Here is a 22,836-nt window from a genome sequence, read left to right as displayed (position 1 = left end):
GCTTGCGGCGCAAAGCCGAATCGATCCCGACACACTCACGAAAAGCGATAGACCCCAACCTCTTGGACCGCGTAAGTCCGACCCTTCGGTAGTGAGGAAGGGGATGCGGATGCGCGCGATGACGATGACGGCGGTCTTGGCTCTATTGAACGCCACCCCCTCGGTGGCATGGGGCCAGACGACGGCCACGCCCCCGACACAGGGCGCGCCGGTCGAATATGACATCGCCTTTCCGCATCCTGAACATCATGAGGCACAGGTCAGCGTCACCTATCGTGGGCTGCCGGCCGGGCCGGTGCGGTTCCAGATGGCGCGCTCCTCACCGGGGCGCTACGCGCTCCATGAGTTCGCCAAGAATGTCTATTCGGTGTCGGCGACCGACGGCACGGGCCGCCCGCTCGCGGTGACGCGCAGCGATCCCTATGGCTGGGGCGTAGAGCGTCACGACGGCACGGTCACCGTCCGCTACACGCTGTTCGGCGATCGCGGCGACGGCACCTATGCGCAGATCGATCCGACCCATGCTCATTTGAACACCCCCGCCACCTTTCTCTGGGCGGTCGGGCAGGATCAGCGCCCGATCCAGGTCCGCTTCCACCCTGCCACCGGCTGGAAGATCGCGACGCAGTTGGCACCGACGACCGATCCCAACGTCTTCACTGCGCGCGATCTGCAGTATTTCATGGACAGCCCGGTCGAGCTGTCGGCGCATGACATGCGCAGTTGGACCGTCGCGGACGGCGCGAAACGCTATACCATCCGGCTGGCGGTGCATCATGAGGGCACGTCAGCCGACCTCGATCGCTTCGCCGCCATGGCGCAGAAGGTCGTGGCGCAGGAAATCGCCGTCTTCGGCGCCCCGCCGCCCTTCGACTATGGCACCTACACCTTCCTGGCCGACTATATGCCGCAGATCAGCGGTGATGGCATGGAACATCGCAACTCGACGGTGATCAGCACCCCCAGGTCGCTGGCCGATGCGAAGTTTCAGCAGATCCAGACGCTGGCGCACGAGTTCTTCCACGCCTGGAATGTCGAGCGCATCCGCCCGGCCGAGCTGGAGCCGTTCGACTTCACCCGCGCCAATGCCACGCCCTCGCTGTGGCTGGCCGAGGGGTTCACCCAATATTATGGGCCGTTGTCAGTGCTGCGCGCCGGCGAAATGACGCTCGACGCCTATGTCGAGCAATTGTCGCGGACGCTCAATTCGCTGCTCACCACCCCGGCGCGACGCTATGGCGATCCGCAGGAAATGAGCCTGCGCGCGCCCTTCGTCGACGCGGCCCAGTCGATTGATCCGACCAATCCCAACATCTACGTCTCTTATTATCCTTACGGCGCGATCATCGCGCTCGCGCTCGACCTGGAACTGCGCCAGCGTTTCCCCGCGCTCTCGCTCGACGCCTATATGCGCCAGCTCTGGCGCGACTATGGCCAGCCCGAACGCGCCTATCGCCCCGACGATCTGCGCCGCTCCCTGGCGCAACTGACCGGCGACCAGGGTTTTGCCGATGGCTTCTTTGCCCGCAGCGTGACGGCGAGCGGCCTGCCCGACTTCGCCCCACTCCTCGCCCAGGCCGGATTCACCCTGCGTGCCGCGCATCCCCAGGCCGCCTGGGCCGGTGCGGCACCGGCGGTGCAGGACGGCAAGCTGACCGTCTCCGCGCCTACCCGGCCGGGCACCGCGCTTTATGACGCGGGGCTGGACAAGGATGATGTGATCGTCAGCCTGGACGGACAGCCCATGCCGACCGTCGAAGCCTGGACCGTACTGCTCGACCGTCACGTGCCCGGCGACCGCCTGCCGATCATCTATCGCGGCCGTACCGGGGAGCGACAGGCGGTGCTGACGCTCACCGCCGATCCGAAGATGGAGATCGTGGCCAATGAGAAGATCGGCCAGCCACTGACCGCCGTGCAGCGTCGCTTCCGCGACAATTGGCTGGGTAGCAAGGTGCCCTCCCCGTCCTGATCGATCACCGATCGGCACGGGAACGTGATGATCGGCGCGCGTGTTGATATAGGTCAGATTTTTGGGGCCCAACCGGATGATCCGCCCTTGCGGCATGGGGGGAGCCATGCGAATGCGCGTCAGGGAGCCTGTTCAGTGCACGATCTTGCTATTCCGGGTCATTTGGCCGCGTATTTGGATAAATCACCCATCGCACTGGCCCTGGCTGATGCGAATGACGACAACCCCTTGATTTTCATCAATCATGGTTTCCGGGAACTGACCGGCTATACCAGCGAGGAGATGATCGGGCGGAATTGTCGGATGCTGCAGCGCGACGCCGACAATGTCGAGGCGCGCGATCGCATTCGGGAATTCCTGACCAATGACCGCCAGTTGAATGTCCGCACGACGCTGATCAATTTCCGCAAGGACGGCTCGCCCTTCGTCAACCTGCTTTACATGTCGAAGCTGCGGCAATTGGGCGGTCACATGCCCTATATCTTCGCCTCGCAGTTCGACGTCAGCCGTTCGCAGCCCGAGCGCCTGTCCGCCTATGACGCGGAACTGGGGCGTACGCTCGGCCGACTGACCCCGATCCTGGCCGAAAGCGGCATGGTGCTGGAAGGGTCGCTGACCGCCATCGCCAATACCGCCGCGACGATCGCGCAAGCCAAGCTGACCCTGTCCGACCTCGACCGAGCCGCCTTTCCGTGAGAGCGACGCGGCTGTCGCCCCACCATTCTGACCAGGACCAGACCGCATGAGCGAGGTTGAGCACGACATCGCACCGGTGCCGGTGGTGGGCATCGGCGCGTCGGCCGGCGGGCTGGAGGCGTTGCGCGAGATGCTGACGCCCGCGCGCGCGCCGACCGGCCTGGCCTTTGTGGTGGTCCAGCATCTCGACCCCAATCACGAAAGCATGCTGGCCCAGTTGCTCGACCGTCACACCAATCTGGAAGTGCGGCAGTGCGAAGGGTCGGAGCGGATCGAGCCCGACCATGTCTATATCATCCCGCCGGGCCGGGGCCTCGCCATTCGCGGCGGCGTGCTGGAACTGACCGATTTCGTCCAGCCGCGCGGATTGCGTCGGCCGATCGACGACTTCTTCCTGTCACTGGCGAGCGATCAACAGGCCAATGCCGCCTGCGTCATCCTGTCGGGCACCGGCGCGGATGGAACGACGGGCTTGCGCGCTATCAAGGAAAATGGCGGCGTCAGCGTGGTGCAGCGGCCCGAAAGCGCGCGCTATGACGGCATGCCCTTGTCGGCAGTGGGCACCGGTCTTGTCGATTTCGTCAAGCCGGCGGGCGAAATCGTCGATTGCCTGCGAGCGTTTTTCACGCGCCGCACGGGCGAGCCCAAGCACCACGAGGCCGAGGTCGTCGCCGATCATATCGACGATCTGTGCCGCGTCCTACGCAACGCTGTGGGCCATGATTTTTCAGGCTATAAGCGCACCACCCTGGTCCGCCGGGTCGAGCGGCGCATGCATGTGCTCGGCATCCCGACGGGCTCGGCCTATCTGGCGCGGGTCAAGGGCGATTCGGACGAGTGCGAAGCGCTGTTCCGCGACCTGCTGATCAACGTCACCCGCTTCTTCCGCGATGCCGAACTGTTCGAAACGTTGCGAACCAAGGCGATCCAGCCGCTGATCCGTGCGCGCGACCCGGACGAGGATATCCGCATCTGGGTCCCAGGCTGCTCCAGCGGCGAAGAGGCCTATAGCATCGCGATGCTGTTCGCCGAGGAATTGCGCGAGGCGGGGCAGCCGCTGGCGGTGCAGATCTTCGCGACCGATATCGACGAACAGATGCTGCAGATCGCACGCGAGGGCAGCTATCCGGCGGCCGCCTTGGGCGATATCCCGGCACCCTTGCGCGAACGCTATACGATACCGCATGCGGAGCGGTTCACCATCTCGGGCGAGATCCGGGACATGATCCGCTTCTCCAACCACAGCCTGGTCAAGGATCCGCCTTTCTCGCGGATCGACCTCGTGTCGTGCCGTAACCTGCTGATCTATTTCGACGATCGGTTGCAGCAATCGGTGCTGCCGCTGCTCCATTATGCGCTGCGGCCGGGCGGCTATCTGTTCCTGGGGCCGTCGGAAAGCGTCGGTCGGTTCGACCATCTGTTCCCCGCCATCGACGGCCATGCCCGGCTGTTCGAACGGTCGCCGGGTTCGCCCTCCTACCCCATCGACCTGCCTGGGGCAGCGCACCACCGCCCCCGCCGACGCGGGGAGAGGGGCGAGCGTGAGGACGGCCCGACGCTGGGCGATGAGAGCGTGGCGGTGCGGCGCATCGTCGATCGCTATGCTCCGCCCAGCATGATCGTCGATCAAGACGGTGGCATCCTGGCGGCGTTCGGCAAGCTCAGCCGCTATTTCAACTTCCCCGTGACGCGGGCCGGCGGCTCCAGCGCGATGACGCTGGCGCGCAGCGGCCTGCGCGAGGTGATGGGCCCGATGCTCCGCCAGGCCCGCGACGCGCGCAAACGGATCGCCGCGCGCGATGTCGCGGTGACCACCGAATATGGCGTGCAGCGGATCGAGGTGATCTGCGACCCGCTGACCGATGGATCGCTGCTGTTCCTGTTCCGCGATTCCGCACCGTTCAGCCCGGTCGAGGAAAGCGACCTCGCCGATCTGGAGCCGGGCGACGATCATATCGAGGCGCTGGAAGACGAATTGCGGCTGACTCGCCACCGTCTGCGCTCGACGGTCGAGGAACTGGAGACCGCGAATGAGGAGCTGAAGAGCTCCAACGAAGAAATGATGTCGATGAACGAGGAGCTTCAATCGACAAACGAGGAATTGTCGACGGTCAATGACGAGCTGAAGACCAAGGTCGACCAGCTCACCATCGCCAATGCCGATCTGCGCAACTTCTTCGAATCGACCGATCTGGCGGTCGTAGTGCTCGACAGCGATCTGCGGGTGCGCAGCTATACCGAGGCGGCCCGTTCGATCTTCCCGCTCCAGCCCAGCGACCGGGGGCGGTTGCTGGCGGATGTGTCGACACGGCTGGCCAACACCGATTACCTCGACGACGCGGCCTCCGTCGCAAGCGGCGGGGCGCCGATGCAACAGCGGGTGATGACCCGCGATGGCGCGCGGACGCTGTCGCTGCGCATCCTGCCCTATCGCACGCAAGGGGACGGCATCGACGGCGCGACGCTGGTGCTGACCGACATCACCGATGCGCTGAGCATGGAACGTGCCCTGGCGGCGGAGCGCGAGCGGCTGGACCTGGCGATCAAGGCGGGCGGTATCGGCGTCTGGGAGTATCGGGCGGATACGGGCGAATCCATTCTCGACGATATTTGTCGCGAGCTGTTCGGCGTCACCGCCGATGAGGATGCCCATTCCCGGCGTCTGTTCGACCGCATCGTCGCCGAAGATCGCGAGGCCGTCGAACTCGCACTGGCCGAGGCGATCGCGGCGCGGGGCGATTTCGAGACGACCTTCCGCATCACCGCCGATGGCAAGGAACGCTGGATCAAGGGCTGCGGCCGCGTCATCACCCATGCGCCGCCGCACCGAATGGTCGGCGTGTCGATCGACGTGACGGCCGAATATGCCGTTGCCGAGACGCGCGAGCTGATGCTGCGCGAGATGAACCACCGGGTGAAGAACCTGTTCGCGATCATCTCCGGCATCGTGTCCGCCGCCTCGCGCTCGCATGACGATGTCGCCGAAATGGCCGAGGATGTGCGTGAACGGATCGCGACGCTCGGCCGAGCGCATTCGCTCGCCTCGCCCGCCGGCGAGCAACAGGCGATCGAGCTGGGCGCGCTCGTCGAGGCGACGATCGCGCCCTATAAGGGGCAGTCGCGCATCACGATGGACGGCCCGCGCCTGCTGGTCGATCGGCGCTGCTTGTCGCCGCTGGCGCTCATCCTGCACGAATGGGCAACCAACTCGGTCAAATATGGCGCGCTGGCGAGCGATCGTGGCGTGTTGGCGATCAGTTGGCTCCTCTACGACGGCCAGATCCAGCTCGAATGGTCGGAAACCGGCGGATCGACAGCCGATGCCGAGCCCGCCAAGGGCTTCGGCACCTTGCTGGTGCAGACGTCCTCGCGACAATTGGGCGCATCCTTGGAGCGGGATGCCAGCCAAGGGCGTTATCTCCTCCGCCTCGTTTTGCCGGATACGGTGTTATCGCATGACTAAAAAGATATTGCTGGTCGAAGACGAGTTCTTCGTCGCCCTCGACCTTCAGACGATCATCGAAGACGGCGGCTATGCGGTCGACGGCCCCTATGTCAGCGTGCAGGAGGTGCTTGACCATCTCGACGGCGATCAGCCGGAATTGGCCTGCGCGATTCTGGACGTTCGCCTGCGCGATGGCGAAGTCTTTCCCGCGGCCGAGCGGCTGCACGATGCCGGCGTGCCGCTGATCTTTCATTCGGGCCATGCCGATGAACGTGCGCTGCAATCGCGCTATCCGGGCGCGGCGGTGTGCGGGAAACCCTGCTCGCCAACGCTTCTCCGCCGCACGCTGTCCATGGCCGTCGCCGGCCCGGACGAGGCCGATCGCGCGGCAAGCTAAGCGCGCCTCGCCATGGTCGAGCGGCGCGAATATTGCGCCATAGCCCTCCATCTATCTGATTTTCCACAAGTTCATGGCGATGCCGCCATGGCTCTTTACTTGTAGGACATTATCGCGGACACTTCGCCCATAAGGAAATGGAATGGGAGGGGCGATGTACGTCCAGGATAAAGGTCGTAACACCGGTCGGCGGATGCCTGGCATGCGATGGTCGGTCGCGATGCTGGGGCTCGCCATGGCGAGCTACAGTCCGACAATTGCGCAATCCCCCTCGGCTGATGTTACGCGGACCATAGCGGACAGGCTCCGTCACGACCCTGTTCTGAACGCGCCCCTGCGCGGCAGTATCACGCTGCCCGAGACGGCCGCCGATCTGTCTGATACCGCTCCTATGGCAGGCACCGAAAACGTTTCCATAGGCTGGCGATCGTCCGATCCGGCGATCCTGTCGGATCGTGATCGCGGCAAGGGCGAGGACATCGTCAGGAAAGGCGCGGTCCGACGCGGCGACCGCGACCAGATGGTCCGGTTGACCGCCACGATCACTGCCCCCGGTGCCGCTCCCGTTACCGTGCCGTTCGATCTGCGCGTGCCGGCGAAGGTGACGTCCGATCCCAAACAAGCCTATCTCTTCGTCTATTTCACCGCCGACACGATCGAGGGGGAGAAGCTGCGCTTCGCCACCTCGGACGGAAACAATGCGCTGCAATGGAAGAACCTGAACGACGCGCAGCCGATCCTGGAATCGACGATGGGCACGCGGGGCTTGCGCGATCCGTTCATCCTGCGATCGCCCGAGGGCGACCGGTTCTTCCTGCTGGCGACCGACTTGTCAGCCGGGCGGACCGGCTGGGGCGGTGCGACCGATCATGGCAGCCAGTATCTGGAGATCTGGGAGTCGACCGACCTCATCCATTGGGGTGAGCAACGGCACGTCAAGGTCAACACCCCCGCCGCCGGCATGACCTGGGCGCCCGAGGCGCATTATGATCCCAGTATCGACGCTTATGTCGTCTATTGGACCTCCACCCTGTTCCGGGACGCCGCGCACAAAGAGAATGACGGGAACGGCCCGCAGATCCTGACCTCGATCACCCGCGACTTCCGCCACTTCACCATGCCCCGCCCCTGGTTCAAGGCCGCCGACCTGCCCTTCCTAGTCAAGGAAAAGGGGATGATCGATTCGACCGTGCTGAAGGACGGGGATTATTATTACCGCTTCACCAAGGTGTCGGAGGCGTCGGGTTGCCCATCGTCCGATATCATGGGCCAGCGGTCACGCTCGCTGCGCGCGACGACCGAGTCTGGCGCATGGGAGGTGATCGACCGCTGCATCGGCCGCCGCGCCGGCACACCCGAAGTGGAAGGGCCGAGCGTCTTCGCCGCCAATCCCGGCGACACCAGCGGCTTCCGCTATTATCTTTGGGTCGATGACTATGGCGGCAAGGGGTATATCCCGCTCGCGACCCATTCGCTGAACGTCCCTATCGCCTGGACCTATCCGGCGAAATTCCAGTTGCCCGTTTCGCCGCGTCACGGATCGGTGCTGTCGATTACCGCGCGGGAACGCGATGCGCTGGCCGCGCGGTGGAACCGGGCCCTGCTGGTGACATCGGTTGCGCCGACGATAGTGACTTTGCCGGGCGCCCAGCCGTCGATCACCCTGCCCAAGACGGTGGACGCGACCTTTGCCGACGGTCACGTCGCCCCAGTCGGCATCACCTGGCAGACACCCGATCGATCGCGGCTGAAGCGGATCGGCGACAGCGTGACGGTGCAGGGCCAGCTCGCCAATTCGGCCGCCACCCCGGCGACGGCGCGGATCACCGTCGGAGCGTCCCGATGAACCGGCGTTTCTCCCTTGTCTCTGCCCTCACCCTGGCCCTTGCTGCCGCAGCCGGACCTTCCATCAGCGCAGCCACGGCCCATGCCGCCAGCGAGACGGACGCGCTCTTCACCGATAGCTGGATCGTCCCGCCAGTCGTCGCATCGGGCACGCGCCTGCCCGCACCATCGGGGGCGCCGATCCAGTGGTCGGCCGACGGGCCCGCATTGCAGGGTAACCAACTGGTCAATCCGACCAGCGGACCGATCGTCGTCCACCTGACGGGACGACGGATCGCCGCCACCGGTCGGCCGATCACGAAGCGCTTTACGGTGACCCTGATGGGCCGCGATGCGAGCCGGCTGCAGGCCTATACCCGCACTCCGACCAGCGCCCATGACGCCAACCAGCCGATCATCGCGCGCGCTCTTCACCTCGCCATGGGTCGTGGTGCGGACAAGCCCGCACCGCTCAACGGCGATTACGGCATCGTCTTTCCGATCGGCGAATATGTCGGCATCGACCGCATCGAGCATCGCGGCCTGTCCAAGCCTTCGCTGTTTCACTTCGCCGATGGCAGCCTAGGCATCATTGCCACCCGTGTCGATCTCGACGGCAAGCCGGACAGCTCGCAGGCGTCGAGTGCCCTCGTCTTCAAAAGCGATCCGGCAAGCCCCGCCGATTTCATCGAGCTGGGGCTGATCGATCTGCGGACCACCGATGGCATCGTCGCGCCACGCGCTGTGTGGGATTCCTCTGCCCAGCGCTATCTGGTCGCCTGGCAGGACGATGCCGGCGCACCGCATTGGACGACGGTCAAGGACTTGGCGCGCACGGAGCGGATCGCCACCCCCTTCTATCCCGAGCAGGGTGGCTGCCGGTCGCGGATTCTTTCGACGGGCAATGTCGGTGCGTCCCAAGCCGGCATGCCGCTCGTTTTCCCCGATACCGTACCGATCGACGCGCACACCGCCGCCGCCCTCGCCGCGCGCTATGGCCGCATCACCAATGTCCACAGCTCGGTCGATCCGCAGACCGTGACCAAGGGCGCCGACCTGAGCGGCGTACGCGCCCATCTCGCCTATTCCGACGGATCGACGGCAAGCCGCGCGGTCGACTGGAACCCGGCCGATCTAGCGCGGCTTCGGACGATGGGGCCCGGCACCTACACGGTGCATGGCACGATACGCCAGCGGCGCTATCCCACGATCTTCGCCTATAACCGCGCGGATCCGGTGATCTATCGCTATACCCAAAACTGGCGCACTCGCTATCTGTTCATCGCGACCGACGATACCGGCAACAACAATGTCGGGTCGCCGCATCTGCCACTCCGCGTCGCCGACAGCCTTGCCGCGCTGGCCGACGATGAGGGCGGCCGCGCGCGTGAGGTCGATCTGCTCAACCGCGTGACCCGCCGGGATCGCACGGTGGAGGGGCGTGTCATCGCCGGATGCTACTGGGCGCCGGAGTTGCACGAGATTGGCGGTCGCCTCTCGATCCTGTTCGCGCCCTGCTTCAACCCCAAGGACAACCAGGCCAATAGCGATGGTAGCTGGGATACGGTGACCTCGCATATCATGCAGCTTCGCCCCGGTGGCGATCCGGCCAATCCAGCCGACTGGTCGCGCCCTGCCGCGATCCTCAAGCGTGACGGCACCTCGCTGGGCCGCGAGGGCTTTCCCCGCAATATCAGCCTCGACATGTCCTATTTCGAATCCCGTGGGCAGGCCTATTACACCTGGTCGCAGCGCTATCTGACCGATACCGGGCCGATCGGCGATCCGCTGACCTGGACCGCGCGCGTCGACCCGGCACATCCCACGCGCCTGATATCCGAACCCCGGCCGATCATCGCGCCGACACGATCGTTCGAGGAGAATTTGTCCGAGGGCGGCTTTGCCGTCCATCACGACGGGCGCATCCACCTGATCTATTCCAGTTCGGGGGTCAGCCCGACCTATGTCGTCGGCGGTGCCTGGGCACGCGAGGGCACGGACCTGACCAACATCGACAATTGGCACAAATGGACCGCCCCGCTTCAGCATAGCGAGCCGATGCCACCCGGTGTCACAGACTATCGCAACTATGAACAAGGTGTCGGACACGGCGCCTTCACCACGGACGAGGATGGCAACCTCCTCTATGTCTATCATACATGGGGGGACGGCGTGGGCGGCAATGGCCGGGACACGCGGGTGCGGCGCGTTCACTGGGCCGCAGACGGCCATCCGGTGCTCGACATGACGGCGGATGAGGAAGTCGCGCCGCGCAATCGTCAGGTCACCATGCAGGTCACCGTCCGGCGGCCCTAGCCCCGCCGGACGAGAACAGCGCCGGCAATGACGAGCGCGACGCCGGCCAGCTTGCCGATCGTTACCGGTTCGACCCGTACGCCGAACAGGCCAAAATGGTCGACGACCAACGCCGCCACCAACTGGCTGGCGATCGCCGCCGTCAGCGCTACCGAAATGCCGAGGCGCGGCGCGGCATATGCCAGCACCGCGACGAACTCGGCCCCGTAAAAGCCACCCAGCCACGCCCAGCCCGGCGCACCCTTCAGCGCCGCCGGACTGGTCCGGTCGATCGTCGCCCAGGCGATGGCGAGGACCACGGTGCCGATCAGGAACGACGTCAACGCCGCCAGCACCACCGAACCCGACGCCTTGGCCAAAGCCGCATTGGTCGGCGGCTGGACGGCCAGGCCAAGCCCAGCGACCAGGACGAGAATGAGCGGAAAGATCGCGGCCATATCGGCGCACCCAACGCTGGGAGCGCTACTTCGTTCAGCCCGATCGCAACAGCGCCACCCCGGCATCCCGCTCGAACAGGTAGAGCGCGGTCCGTGCCGCCTGCCCTCTCGGCGCCTCGAGCCCGCCGTCACGGTCGATCAGCAACCGCGCATCGTCCTGCGCGCATTGCATCAGGTCGGCCATGTTTTCCGGCGTGGCGAGGCGGAACGCCAGTTCCCCCGATTGCCGCGTGCCGAGCAGTTCGCCGGCCCCGCGCAACCGCAAATCCTCCTCCGCGATGCGGAAGCCGTCATTGGTCTCACGCATCAGGGCGAGCCGCGCCCGCGATGTCTCCGACAGGTGGCTCCCGCGCAGTAGAAGACAGCGCGACAGCCCCCCGCCCCGCCCGACACGCCCGCGCAATTGGTGGAGCTGCGCCAGGCCGAAGCGGTCGGCATGTTCGATCACGATCAGCGTCGCGTTGGGCACATCCACCCCCACCTCGATCACCGTCGTCGCGACCAGCACGCCCAGCCGCCCGCCCGCGAACGCCTCCATCACCGCGTCCTTCTCGGCGGGCTTCATCTTGCCGTGCACCAGTCCCACGCGCTCACCGAACCGCGCCCGCAGGCTTTCGGCACGCATCTCGGCGGCGGCGAGGTCGGACTTCTCACTCTCCTCGACCAACGGGCACACCCAATAGGCCTGCCCCCCGTCAGACAGGTGACGGCCCAGCGCGTTCACCACCTCGTCCAACCGATCTTCGGAGACGACGCGCGTCTCGATCGGCTGGCGGCCCGGCGGCATTTCGTCCAACCGGCTGACGTCCATCTCGCCATAATTGGCGAGCGTCAGGGTGCGCGGGATCGGCGTCGCCGTCATCGCCAGCAGATGCGGCGGGGCCTTACCCTTGGCCGACAGCATCATCCGCTGCGCCACGCCGAAGCGGTGCTGTTCATCTACAACCACCAGCGCGAGATCGCGGTAGGTCACGGTTTCCTGGAAGATCGCATGGGTGCCGACGAGAATGTCGATCTCCCCTGCCGCCAGCGCCATCAGCGTGGCTTCGCGCGCCTTGCCCTTGTCGCGGCCGGTCAGCACCGCAATCTCGACCGGCAGCCCGGCGAGCGTCTTGCGCAGCGTCTCATAATGCTGGCGCGCCAGAATTTCGGTCGGGGCCAGCATCGCCGCCTGCGCACCTGCCTCAACCGCGATCAGCATCGCCATCGCCGCGACCAGCGTCTTGCCCGCGCCCACGTCACCCTGAAGCAGCCGCAACATTGGCGCGTCCTGCGCCAGATCACCCTCGATCTCGCGCACCGTCCGGCTCTGCGCGCCGGTCAGCGTATAGGGCAGCTTGAGCATGTCGCGTAAGCGCCCGTCGCCGTTCAGCGCCCGTCCCCGCCGCTTGCGGGTATCGGCGCGCACCAGCGTCATGGCGAGCTGGTTGGCGAACACCTCGTCATAGCCCAGCCGCTCGCGCGCCTTGGCATCGGCGGGGTCGGCATGGATGCGGGCTAAGGCGTCCTTCCAGTCGGGCCAGCCGCGCTGCGCCTTCAGGCCGGGCTCGATCCATTCGGGCAGTTCCGGCGCGCGCTCCACCGCCTGGGCCGCGAGCGCCCCCAAGCGCCGCGAGGTGATACCTTCCGACAGTGGATAAATGGCCTCCCGCTCGCGGAAATCCTCGGTGCTGTCGCCCAGGTCGGGATGGACGATCTGCAAATCCTGTCCGTACAGGTCCAGGCGGCCGGACACGATCTTGGTCTCGCCCACCGGCAGCAGCTTCTTCACCCAACCCGAATTGCCGCCGAAATAAACGAGCGCCACACTATTCCCGCGCGCATCTTCGGCCCGCACCCGCGTCGGTCCGCGCGGCGACGACGAGACGCGATGCTCCTTCACCGTCAGCGAAATCGCGATCACCCGTCCCGCGTCCGACACCATCAACTCGTCGCGCGGGAAACGGTCGATATGCCCGGTCGGCAGATGAAAGGCGACATCGACCACGCGGGCGATGCGCAGGCGTTCGAGCGGCTTGGCAAGCCCCGGCCCGACGCCTTTCAGCGACGTGACCTCGGCGAACAGCGGATTGAGGATATCGGGACGCATGACTAGATTGGTCTGTATAGCCTACCCGCCGCATGTCGCCAGAGCGTGCGGAGAATCTCGTCCGATCGGAGCCCCATGGACCACGAAACCCGTATCAAGCGCCTTCGCTTCCGCGCATGGCATCGCGGCACCAAGGAAGCCGATCTGATGATCGGCGGCTTTTTCGATGCGCATCACGAAACGCTGTCGCTGGAAGAACTCGACTGGTTCGAGGCGCTGCTGGAGGAACAGGATGTCGACATCATGGCCTGGGCCATCGGCACGCAGCCCTGTCCGCCACAGTGGGACGGCCCGGTGATGCAGCGGATGCGTGCGCTGAATTTCGTACCGATCGCCCGGTAACTTAAGCCGCCACAAGCGTTCGACCGATGTATCTTCCGTCATTGCGAGCGGAGCGAAGCAATCCAGAGCGTCCGGGCTATTGGCCCTAGATTGCTTCGCTCCGCTCGCAATGACGGAATTGCCCAAACCGGAACCCCATGCCCGATATCAAGACGATCCTGACCGCCCAGAGCCCGCTGACCCTGTCGGGCGTTCCGGCAGGGTTCCTGCCCGTGCTGCTCGCCGATCTGGCGCGCGCCGCGACCACGCGCGCGGTCTTCGTCTGCGCCGACGAAGCGCAGATGCGCGAACTCGCCTCGACCGCGACCTATTTCGCGCCCGAGCTGGAGGTGTTGCAGATCCCCGCCTGGGACTGCCTGCCCTATGACCGCGCCTCGCCGACCTTGCGCGTCATGGCGGAGCGGATCGCGGGGCTGCACCGGTTGCAGGCCAAGCCCAAGACGCCGCAGCTCGTCCTGACCACCGCCAATGCCGCGACCCAGCGGGTGCTGACGCCGTTCCGCATTCGCCAGCTTGTCGCCCGCCTCGCACCCGGCGAGCGGATCGGACTGGAGAAGCTGTCAACGCTGCTCCAGGCCAACGGCTATGTCCGCACCGAGACGGTCCACGACCAAGGCGAATTCGCGGTGCGCGGCGGCCTGGTCGACCTGTTCCCCAGCGGCGAGGAACAGGCGTTGCGGCTCGATTTCTTCGGCGACGAGATTGAGAGCGTCCGCACCTTCGATCCCTCCGACCAGCGGACGACGGGGCGGATCGACGGCTTCACCCTGCTCCCCGCCTCCGAAGCGCTGCTCGACGAGGAATCGATCAAGCGCTTCCGCACCCGCTACCGCGAGACCTTTGGCGCGACCGCGACCGGCGACCCGCTCTATCAGGCGGTTTCGGAGGGGCGGCGCATGGCGGGCATGGAGCATTGGCTCCCGCTGTTCGAGGACAAGCTCTCGACGCTGTTCGACCATCTCGGCGACGGTGCGGTGGTCGTGCGCGACAATGGCGTCGCGGCGGCGGCCAGCGGCCGGTTCGATGCGATCGCCGACTATTATGAGAACCGCAAACGCGCCGAGGCGGCGCAACCGGGGAGCTTCCGCCCCCTTCCCGCCAAGTCGCTCTACCTGACGCCCAAGGAATGGGATGCCGGGCTGGAGGCCGCGACCGCGCATCTGGTGTCGCCGTTCCACGAACCGGAAAGCGCCACCGTGTTCGATTTCGAGGTGGACGGCGCCCGCGACTTCGCCCCCGAACGCGCGGCGCACGCCAATATCTATGAGGCGGTGGTCGATCATGTAGAGGCGCTTCGCAAGGACGGTCGCAAGCCCGTCCTCGCCAGCTATTCCAACGGCGCGCGCGAGCGTCTGGGGAGCCTGCTCAAGGACCATGGCCTGAAGGGCGCGAAGGCCGCCGAGACCTGGCAGGACGCGCTGGGCATTGCCGATACGTCGAAGAGCTTCGGTGTCGCGCTGGTCGTGTTGCCGCTCGACCATGGCTTCACCGCGCCCGGAATCGCGGTGCTGACCGAGCAGGACATGCTCGGCGACCGGCTGGTCCGGCGACAGAAGCGGCGCAAATCAGCCGATGCCTTCCTGGCCGAACTGGCGACGCTCTCGCCCGGCGATCTGGTGGTGCACTCCGACCATGGTATCGGCCGTTATGAGGGGCTGACCTCGATCCCAGTCGGCAAGAGCCCGCATGACTGCGTCGCGCTATCCTATGCGGGCGGCGACAAGCTCTATGTCCCGGTCGAAAACCTCGAAGTCCTGACCCGCTATGGCTCGGGCGAGGACGGGGCGACGCTCGACCGTCTGGGCGGCGAGGCGTGGCAGCGTCGCAAGTCGAAGATGAAGGAGCGCATCCGCGAGATCGCGGGTGAGCTGATCGCCACCGCCGCCGAACGCGCGCTGCGCCCCGGCGAAGTGGCCGAGCCCGACAGCGCGGGCTATCCGGCATTCGTCGACCGCTTCCCGTACGAGGAAACCGACGATCAGGACCGGGCGATCGACGATGTGCTGGGCGACCTGACCGCGGGCAAGCCAATGGACCGGCTGGTCGTCGGCGATGTCGGCTTCGGCAAGACCGAGGTGGCGTTGCGCGCCGCCTTCGTCGCGGCGATGGCGGGGATGCAGGTGGCGGTGGTCTGCCCGACCACCCTGCTCGCCCGCCAGCATTACAACAATTTCCTGGCCCGGTTCGAGGGCTTCCCGATCAAGATCGGCCGCCTTTCCCGCCTCGTCACCGCGAGCGAGGCGAAGAAGGTCAAGGACGGCGCGGCCTCGGGCGATATCGACATCGTCGTCGGCACCCATGCGCTGCTCGCCAAGAATGTCGAGTTCAAGCGGCTGGGCCTCGTCATCGTCGACGAGGAGCAGCGGTTCGGCGTGACGCACAAGGAACGGTTGAAGGCGCTCAAGGCCGACGTTCATATGCTGACGCTGACCGCGACGCCGATCCCGCGCACGCTGCAAATGGCGATGTCGGGTCTGCGCGAACTGTCGGTGATCCAGACGCCGCCGGTCGACCGCCTCGCGGTGCGCACCTATGTCATGCCCTGGGACCCGGTGGTGCTGCGCGAAGCCTTGCTCCGCGAGCATTATCGCGGCGGGCAGAGCTTCCTCGTCACCCCGCGCGTCGCCGACCTGCCAGATATCGAGGAATATCTGCGGAAAGAGGTGCCCGAGGTTCGCTATGTCGTCGCGCACGGCCAGATGTCGCCTACGGAAGTCGAAGAGCGCATGTCGGCCTTTTACGACCGCAAGTTCGAGGTGCTGGTATCGACCACCATCATCGAAAGCGGCATCGACATTCCCTCGGCCAACACGATGATCGTCAACCGCGCCGACCGTTTCGGCCTGGCCCAGCTCTATCAGTTGCGCGGCCGCGTCGGCCGGTCGAAGACGCGCGCCTATGCCTATATGGTCACGCCGCCCGAGCGGATGATGACCGAGGCGGCGGAGAAGCGGCTGAAGGTCCTGTCCGACCTCGACTCGCTGGGCGCAGGCTTCCAGTTGGCCAGTCACGACCTCGATATTCGCGGGGCGGGCAATCTGCTCGGCGACGAACAGTCGGGGCATATCAAGGAGGTCGGCTACGAACTCTACCAGTCGATGCTGGAAGAGGCGATCCTGGAGGCCAAGGCCGGCGGCGCGTTCGAGCCCAAGCGCGATTTCAGCCCTCAGATCACCGTCGATGCGCCGATCCTGATCCCCGACGATTACGTCCCCGATCTCGACCTGCGCATGGGGCTGTATCGTCGCCTCAACGATCTGGAAAAGAACCAGGAGGTCGAGGCCTTCGCCGCCGAGATGATCGACCGCTTCGGCCCCCTGCCCGAGCCGACCGACAATCTCATCCAGGTCATCAAGATCAAGCTGAACGCCAAAAAGGCCTGTATCGCCAAGATGGATGTGGGCCCGCGCGGGGTGCTGGTGACCTTCCACGACAATCGGCCCGCCAATGTCGAGAGGCTGTTTGCTTATGTCGAGCGGCTGGGCGAACTCGCCAAGCTGCGCCCCGACGGCAAGCTGGTGCTCAACCGCGCCTGGCCCGATGCCAAGGCTCGGCTGCACGGCGCGCTGCAATTGTCGAAAGGGCTGGCCAAGTCGGCGGGATAGGACCTGCCAACGGAGCCGCCGGACCTCTGTCGGCGGCCCCGTTGTCAGCTACTATGGTCGGATATGATCTTCCACCCATCGGCGCGACGCTCGAAGACCAGCGTCGTCATGCCGCTTTCCTCTTCCGCGCCACCCGACAGGATCCAGCGGGCGAACAGGATACGGCGCTCGCCGATCGGCTTGAGCCCGAGAAATTCGAAGCGCAGTCGCCCGCGATTATTGCCGCCCGCCACGAAGCTCGGCCGGTAATTGTCGGCGATCGCCGCGCGGCCGCGGATCAGACCTTTCCTGCCGACAAAGACCGCATCGGGCGCATAGATGGCGGTAAAGCGCTCCAAATCACCTGCATTCCACCCCGCCGCGCTTGCGAGCATGGCGGTGCGGATACCCGCCTCCGCCGGATCGGCGGCCGGTGCCGCCTGAGCCGCTACGCACGTCAGGGCAATTACCGCCACCGTCACGCCGCGCATTGCATCTCCTCCTCGACCATCGCGACCAGCACCTCCTCTTCCAGCCCGCCGGCGCGCAGAAAACCCTGATAGGTCTCGCAGCCTAGCTGGCCGAGCAACTGCGCCTGTTCGGGCGTCTCCACCCCTTCCGCGATGATGCCCAATCCGAGCTGTCCGGCGATATGGATGACGCCGCGCACGACGATCCGGTCGCGCTCTGATCCGTCGACATCGGACACCAGCGCCCGGTCGATCTTGATGTAATCGATCGGCAGGCTCGTCAGATAGGCCAGGCTGGAATAGCCCGTGCCGAAATCGTCGATTGCCACCTTCACCCCCGCCTGCCGCAACAGGTCGAGCACGGTCGCAGCGCGATCGAGTTCGGAGATCAGCCCGGTCTCGGTAATCTCGACGGTCAGGCGTTCGATCGGAAAACCGCTGGCCGCCACCCGGTCGAGGAAGAGCTGCGCGAACCCCGCCCGTGCGACATCGGCGGCGGTGACGTTGATCGACAGGCGCAGATGCGACAGGTCGGCAGGCCAGCGCGCGGCGCGTTGCAATGCGATCTGCTGGATATGATCGGACAGCGCCAACCCGAGATCGGCGCGCTCGGCCGCCGCGAAGAGCGGATCGGCCCCCAGCACCCCCAGCGTCGGATGCCGCCAGCGGGCCAGCGCCTCGACGCCCGTGATCCGGCCGGTCTTGATCGAGACCTGGGGCTGAAACACGATATCGATCTCACCGCGTTCGATGGCATGATGGAGGTCGGCGCCCAGCAGGTCGAGCGGCGCGACATTGCCCGGATGGGCAAAGCGCAGCATCGCGCCGTCGCTAGCCCGCGCCTGTCCCAGCGCTTCACCCGCACGCGCCAGCAGGTCCGATGGCCCCTCGCCCGGCTGATGAACGGCAAGCCCTAGGCGCACACCCAGGCGGATCGGCACCGCCCCCGCCTGGAAGGGGGCCGCCAGCAGCGCCTCCAGCGTCTCGGCGATACCCCGTGCGCGATCCTTGTCGGCAACACCCGCCATGACGAACTCGGCCCCGCCGGCGCGCGCGACGATCGCCACATCGCCAAAGGCCTCGGCGGCCGCCGCCTGCATCCGCGCCTCGACCCCGCGCAACAGCATATTGCCCGCAGGCCGGCCGTGCGCGGCGTTGATCAGGTCGAGCCGTGACAGCGCGACGATGATGGCAATGCACGGCTTGTCCCGATCGACGACATCGGCGATCCAGCGATGGATTTCCCCCACCTCGCCATCGGCATGGGTGCGCCGCCGCCGTACATCGAGCGTTCGACGCGCATGACGCTCGGCCAGCTTGATCGAGGCGTGGATCATCGCCGCATCCGCATCCACCGGCAGCAGATGCGTCGCCCCGGCGGCCAGAAAGGCGCGCAGCGTTTCGGGCGCGCCATCGGGCAAGGCGATCAGCATCGCCGCACCGGTCGCCGCGATCACCGCCCCCAGCGCCTGGGCGGCGCGCAGAGCAGAGTCAGCGGCGCCCCGGGCATCGATCAACGCCACGCGCGCCTCGCTGGCCAGGAAGGACGCGACCAGCGTATCGCCCGCCGGCGGCTCCCCATCGCGCGGCGCCATCGACCAGATCGCCCAGCCGGCGCGCATGACCGCTTCGTCCAACATTGCAGGATGTCGGAACGAAAGCGTGAACACCGCCGTTCCACCATGGTGGGCGTTAAATCCGAATTCATCCTGCGTCATGCACGCATCCTATCCGCCGTCACGGGGATCACCAATGCCAATCGGCCTTGCTGGCGTCCCGTCATGGGTCTACCCTTTTGACGATGGTCAATGCTGAAAATCCGACCGGGCGGTCGCTGATCGACCAGCATGGTCGCACCATTCGTTATTTGCGGATTTCGGTCACCGATCGTTGCGACCTGCGTTGCCGCTACTGCATGGCGGAACAGATGACGTTCCTGCCGCGTGCAAAGCTGCTGAGCCTGGACGAAATCGCGATCATCGCCGAGCGTTTCATCGCACGCGGCGTGACGCGCATCCGCCTGTCGGGTGGCGAGCCGCTGGTGCGGCGCGATGTCGCCGATCTGGTCCGGCGGCTGGGCACCCATGTCGGCCATGGGCTGGACGAGCTCACCATGACGACCAACGGCACGCGTCTGGCCGAGCATGCCGACACGTTGGCCAGTGCGGGTATCCGGCGAATCAATGTCAGCCTGGACAGCCGCGACCCGGAGCGGTTTCGCTACATCACCCGGCACGGCGATGTCGGACAGGTCATTCATGGCATCCTCTCCGCACGCGATGCAGGGTTGATGATCAAGATCAACATGGTCGCGCTCAAGGGGCTGAACGAAGACGAGATCGCTTCGATGCTGTCTTGGTGCATTTCGGAGCAATTGGACCTGTCCCTGATCGAGACCATGCCGCTGGGCACGATCGATGAGGATCGGATCGATCGTTTCCTCCCCCTGACGACCGTGTTCGACCGGCTGTCGACCGAGTTTCCGCTGGTTCGCGCCGGTCATCGCACCGGTGGCCCGGCGCGTTATTGGCAGGTGGAGGGCACGACCACCCGCCTGGGCCTTATCTCGCCGCTGACCGCCAATTTTTGCGACGGCTGCAACCGGGTGAGGCTGACGACCGAGGGCAAGCTGTATATGTGCCTGGGCCATGAGGATCAGGTGGATTTGAAGGCGGCCTTGCGCGACGGCGGCGTCGCAGCCTTGGATGCGGCGATCGACGCGGGGCTCGCGGCCAAACCGGCGCGGCATGATTTCCGGATCGAAGCGGGCGCCGCCCCGGCCGTCGGCCGCCATATGAGCGTGACGGGCGGATGAGCGCGCCCATTCGGCGAGCGCTCGTCGCCTCGCCCACCGCACCGGCACAGACCGCCGCCGAGGACTTGGCGCAGAGCGCCGACTGGGTCGATTTCGACGAAGCCGATTATGTCATCGCGCTCGGCGGCGACGGCTTCATGCTGCAGACGCTGCACCGGATGCTGGAACGGCGGCGTGGGCCAGTGCCGGTGTTCGGCATGAACCTGGGTACCGTCGGCTTCCTGATGAACGAATGGCGCAGCTATGGGCTGGAGGACCGGCTGGCCCGCGCCAAGCCGTTCCGCGTTACCCCGCTGCAAATGACCGCGACCGGCATCGACGGTCGCGTCCAGACCCTGCCTGCCATCAACGAGGTATCGCTGCTGCGCGAGACCCGCCAGACCGCCAAGCTGGAGGTGCTGGTCAACGACCGCATCGTCCTGCCCGAACTTGCCTGCGACGGCATCCTGGCCGCGACCCCCGCCGGATCAACCGCCTATAATTTCTCCGCCCAAGGGCCGATCCTGCCGCTCGGCTCGGCGCTGATCGCGTTGACGCCGATCAGCCCGTTCCGTCCACGACGCTGGCGCGGCGCGATCCTGCCCGACAAGGCGCGCATCTCGATCCGCGTCCTCGATCCGGGCAAGCGCCCCGTCTCTGCCGTCGCCGATCAGCGCGAGGTGCGCGACGTGGCGCAGGTCGACATCTGCATGGATCGCTCCCGCGAACTGACGCTGATGTTCGATCCGGAACACGCGCTGGACGACCGCATCACCATGGAACAGTTCGTCGCCTGACGACCCAAGGTTATCCACAGCTTTGGCGGCGGGACATACGCAAAACCGTCAAAAAAGGGGTTGCGGCTTTTTTCGAGCCCTATATAGAGCCCCTCCACAGCGCCGGAACATTCCCTGATAGCTCAGCGGTAGAGCTCTCGACTGTTAATCGAGCGGCCGTAGGTTCGAATCCTACTCAGGGAGCCACCGGCGCTGTAGAACCCCAGGAAATCATTAGACATTTTAGCAATCTCCGGTTGCGGGTCCCACACTTGTGCGCCCTTCCGTTGAAGCACCCTAGTGTCATGGTAGGGCGGGGCTAAGGCCCCCCGAGGGGGTTATGTGCGAAGCCGAGCTATGTCTGCTCGTACCTGGTCTACGGCATCTTCATCCAACATGCCGTGCATCCCGAGAAACTTGAGCGGCCAGTTGAGCGCCGCCAGATCGGGCGCGTTCACGCGCCGTCCGCCATCGCGTCGCGACCCTCCGGGCAGCGCATACCCTTGGCATCCAAAATGCCGCGCCCATCACCTGACAGCAACATGGCGCATCAAATTCCCGATTGAAAACATCCAGCGAGACGGCCGGTGCATTCCAATTGGGATCGAGTTTCGGGAATGATCGGTGGCTTCCAAACTGTTGCACTTGAAGGCCACCGATTATGTGGGCTGGCTAAAGTTTCACGGCGGCATTGCCGCCATCTGCCCAAAGCGCCGAGCCTGTGACGAAACTCGACATATCACTGGCGAGGAACAGCGCCGCTTGAGCGACTTCCTCGGGTTGAGCGATCCGTTTCATCGCGTGGAGACCGGCAGCCCACTCGCGCTGGGCGTCATCGCCGGCCATGTCTGTGGCCGTGCCGCCGGGCAGGAGGGCGTTGGCGCGAATGCCGGCTGAGGCATAGTCGGCCGTGATGCCTCTGACCAACCCCAAGAGGCCCGCCTTGGCTGCGCCATACGCGCCCATACCCGGCAACCCCACGCTGTTACCGACGAAGCTGCTCGTGAAAACGATCGAGCCGCCCCCTTGCTCGATCATGGCAGGAACCTGGGCCCGGGCGCCGAGAAAAGCCGCAGTCAAATTTACCGCCAACACTTCCGCCCATTGGCGAGGCTGAATCTCGGCAAGCGGCCCGGTGGTCCCAACCAAGCCCGCATTGTTGAAGGCGATATGCAAGCCGCCAAACGTCGTACGCGCGGCAGCGACCGCCTCATCGTGCGTGCCCGCTTCCGTAACGTCTCCAACGATGGCGAGAGCGCGACCACCTTGATCTTCGATTTCGTCGACCGCTGATTTCAGCGACGCTTCCCGCCGGGCGACGAGCACCACAGACGCACCGTGTGCGGCGAATATTTTTGCAGCCGCCTTTCCGATGCCGGAACTGGCACCCGTGATAATTGCAATCTTGCCGTTCAGCAGTTTCATTGGTTGGCTCCTTGATGGAGGCAATCAGCTAACGACCCTTTCCCCCGCGCGCGTCCCGTTCCTTGTCATCAAATTGATTAGGCGACTCTGTGCTGGATGAACTGCCCCGGTTGGGAGCCGTTGACGGCTCGATTGAGACCGCCGGCCACGCCGCATCCGTTCCACGGGGACGGTTTTTCCGACCCATATTCCCGAATGCCTTTTTCCCGAAATGATCCGTTGGGCATGGAGTAATGGGCATACAGGAATGCTGAACCAAAGTCGGGGAC

General features: G+C 65.5%; 15 protein-coding genes and 1 tRNA gene. 11 read left to right on the top strand and 5 right to left on the bottom strand.

Annotated elements, in window-relative coordinates:
- The first annotated feature begins 109 nt into the window (after positions 1 to 109).
- The 6 genes from SP6_RS03580 to SP6_RS03555 all read left to right on the top strand — a co-directional run bounded on the left by SP6_RS03580 (position 110) and on the right by SP6_RS03555 (position 10,650).
- Entirely contained in the window at positions 110 to 1,972 is a 1,863-nt protein-coding gene (locus SP6_RS03580) for a M61 family metallopeptidase (RefSeq protein WP_007404475.1), read from the top strand.
- A 135-nt stretch (positions 1,973 to 2,107) separates the two neighbouring features.
- Positions 2,108 to 2,668, top strand: a complete 561-nt coding sequence (locus tag SP6_RS03575) for a PAS domain-containing protein (protein WP_037568147.1) — start codon at positions 2,108 to 2,110, stop codon at positions 2,666 to 2,668.
- Between the two features lie 46 nt (positions 2,669 to 2,714).
- Positions 2,715 to 6,131 carry a CheR family methyltransferase gene (locus SP6_RS03570; RefSeq protein WP_037568145.1) on the top strand — a complete coding sequence of 1,139 codons (3,417 nt, stop codon included), beginning with the start codon at positions 2,715 to 2,717 and terminating at the stop codon, positions 6,129 to 6,131.
- Positions 6,124 to 6,510, top strand: a complete 387-nt coding sequence (locus SP6_RS03565; protein WP_007404435.1) for a response regulator — start codon at positions 6,124 to 6,126, stop codon at positions 6,508 to 6,510. The genes SP6_RS03570 and SP6_RS03565 overlap by 8 nt, the downstream gene beginning before the upstream one ends.
- A gap of 202 nt (positions 6,511 to 6,712) precedes the next feature.
- The gene (locus SP6_RS03560; protein ID WP_007404418.1) at positions 6,713 to 8,356 is read left to right on the top strand and encodes a family 43 glycosylhydrolase; all 1,644 of its coding nucleotides are present in this window, start codon (positions 6,713 to 6,715) and stop codon (positions 8,354 to 8,356) included.
- The gene (locus tag SP6_RS03555) at positions 8,353 to 10,650 is read left to right on the top strand and encodes a family 43 glycosylhydrolase (protein WP_007404306.1); all 2,298 of its coding nucleotides are present in this window, start codon (positions 8,353 to 8,355) and stop codon (positions 10,648 to 10,650) included. The genes SP6_RS03560 and SP6_RS03555 overlap by 4 nt, the downstream gene beginning before the upstream one ends.
- On the opposite strand, the gene SP6_RS03550 is transcribed toward SP6_RS03555, so the two are convergent.
- Both SP6_RS03550 and recG read right to left on the bottom strand, forming a co-directional pair.
- Positions 10,647 to 11,087, bottom strand: coding sequence for a DMT family transporter (locus SP6_RS03550; RefSeq protein ID WP_007404314.1), 441 nt, complete (start codon positions 11,085 to 11,087; stop codon positions 10,647 to 10,649). The genes SP6_RS03555 and SP6_RS03550 overlap by 4 nt on opposite strands.
- Before the next feature lie 34 nt (positions 11,088 to 11,121).
- Positions 11,122 to 13,176, bottom strand: coding sequence for an ATP-dependent DNA helicase RecG (recG, locus tag SP6_RS03545; RefSeq protein WP_007404473.1), 2,055 nt, complete (start codon positions 13,174 to 13,176; stop codon positions 11,122 to 11,124).
- A 75-nt stretch (positions 13,177 to 13,251) separates the two neighbouring features.
- Between recG and SP6_RS03540 the strand changes: the two genes are divergently transcribed.
- Both SP6_RS03540 and mfd read left to right on the top strand, forming a co-directional pair.
- A complete protein-coding gene (locus SP6_RS03540) occupies positions 13,252 to 13,518 on the top strand; it encodes an FAD assembly factor SdhE (RefSeq protein WP_007404480.1) in 267 nt (88 codons plus the stop codon).
- 137 nt (positions 13,519 to 13,655) lie between these two features.
- Positions 13,656 to 17,123, top strand: coding sequence for a transcription-repair coupling factor (gene mfd / locus SP6_RS03535; RefSeq protein ID WP_007404482.1), 3,468 nt, complete (start codon positions 13,656 to 13,658; stop codon positions 17,121 to 17,123).
- A gap of 44 nt (positions 17,124 to 17,167) precedes the next feature.
- Here the strand turns inward: mfd and SP6_RS03530 are convergent, their stop codons facing one another.
- Together SP6_RS03530 and SP6_RS03525 are read right to left on the bottom strand one after the other, a co-directional pair.
- Positions 17,168 to 17,593 (bottom strand): YybH family protein, encoded by a 426-nt coding sequence (locus SP6_RS03530; protein WP_037568144.1) that lies wholly within the window; start codon positions 17,591 to 17,593, stop codon positions 17,168 to 17,170.
- Positions 17,581 to 19,194, bottom strand: coding sequence for a putative bifunctional diguanylate cyclase/phosphodiesterase (locus SP6_RS03525; RefSeq protein ID WP_161797728.1), 1,614 nt, complete (start codon positions 19,192 to 19,194; stop codon positions 17,581 to 17,583). The genes SP6_RS03530 and SP6_RS03525 overlap by 13 nt, the downstream gene beginning before the upstream one ends.
- A gap of 179 nt (positions 19,195 to 19,373) precedes the next feature.
- Here SP6_RS03525 and moaA point away from each other — a divergent pair, with 179 nt between their 5' ends.
- The 3 genes from moaA to SP6_RS03510 all read left to right on the top strand — a co-directional run bounded on the left by moaA (position 19,374) and on the right by SP6_RS03510 (position 21,349).
- Positions 19,374 to 20,387 (top strand): GTP 3',8-cyclase MoaA, encoded by a 1,014-nt coding sequence (gene moaA / locus SP6_RS03520; RefSeq protein WP_037568141.1) that lies wholly within the window; start codon positions 19,374 to 19,376, stop codon positions 20,385 to 20,387.
- Positions 20,384 to 21,163, top strand: coding sequence for an NAD kinase (locus SP6_RS03515; RefSeq protein WP_007404406.1), 780 nt, complete (start codon positions 20,384 to 20,386; stop codon positions 21,161 to 21,163). Before moaA ends, SP6_RS03515 begins: the two co-directional genes overlap by 4 nt.
- 111 nt (positions 21,164 to 21,274) lie before the next feature.
- Positions 21,275 to 21,349 (top strand) — tRNA-Asn (locus tag SP6_RS03510).
- A gap of 465 nt (positions 21,350 to 21,814) precedes the next feature.
- Here the strand turns inward: SP6_RS03510 and SP6_RS03505 are convergent.
- Positions 21,815 to 22,567 (bottom strand): SDR family oxidoreductase, encoded by a 753-nt coding sequence (locus SP6_RS03505; protein ID WP_037568140.1) that lies wholly within the window; start codon positions 22,565 to 22,567, stop codon positions 21,815 to 21,817.
- Positions 22,568 to 22,836: the final 269 nt, after the last annotated feature.

This window comes from Sphingomonas paucimobilis NBRC 13935, from assembly GCF_000739895.2.
Taxonomy (GTDB): domain Bacteria; phylum Pseudomonadota; class Alphaproteobacteria; order Sphingomonadales; family Sphingomonadaceae; genus Sphingomonas; species Sphingomonas paucimobilis.
The sequence above is the reverse complement of the archived record's forward strand: the minus strand, read 5'-3'. Positions and strand labels throughout refer to the sequence as shown.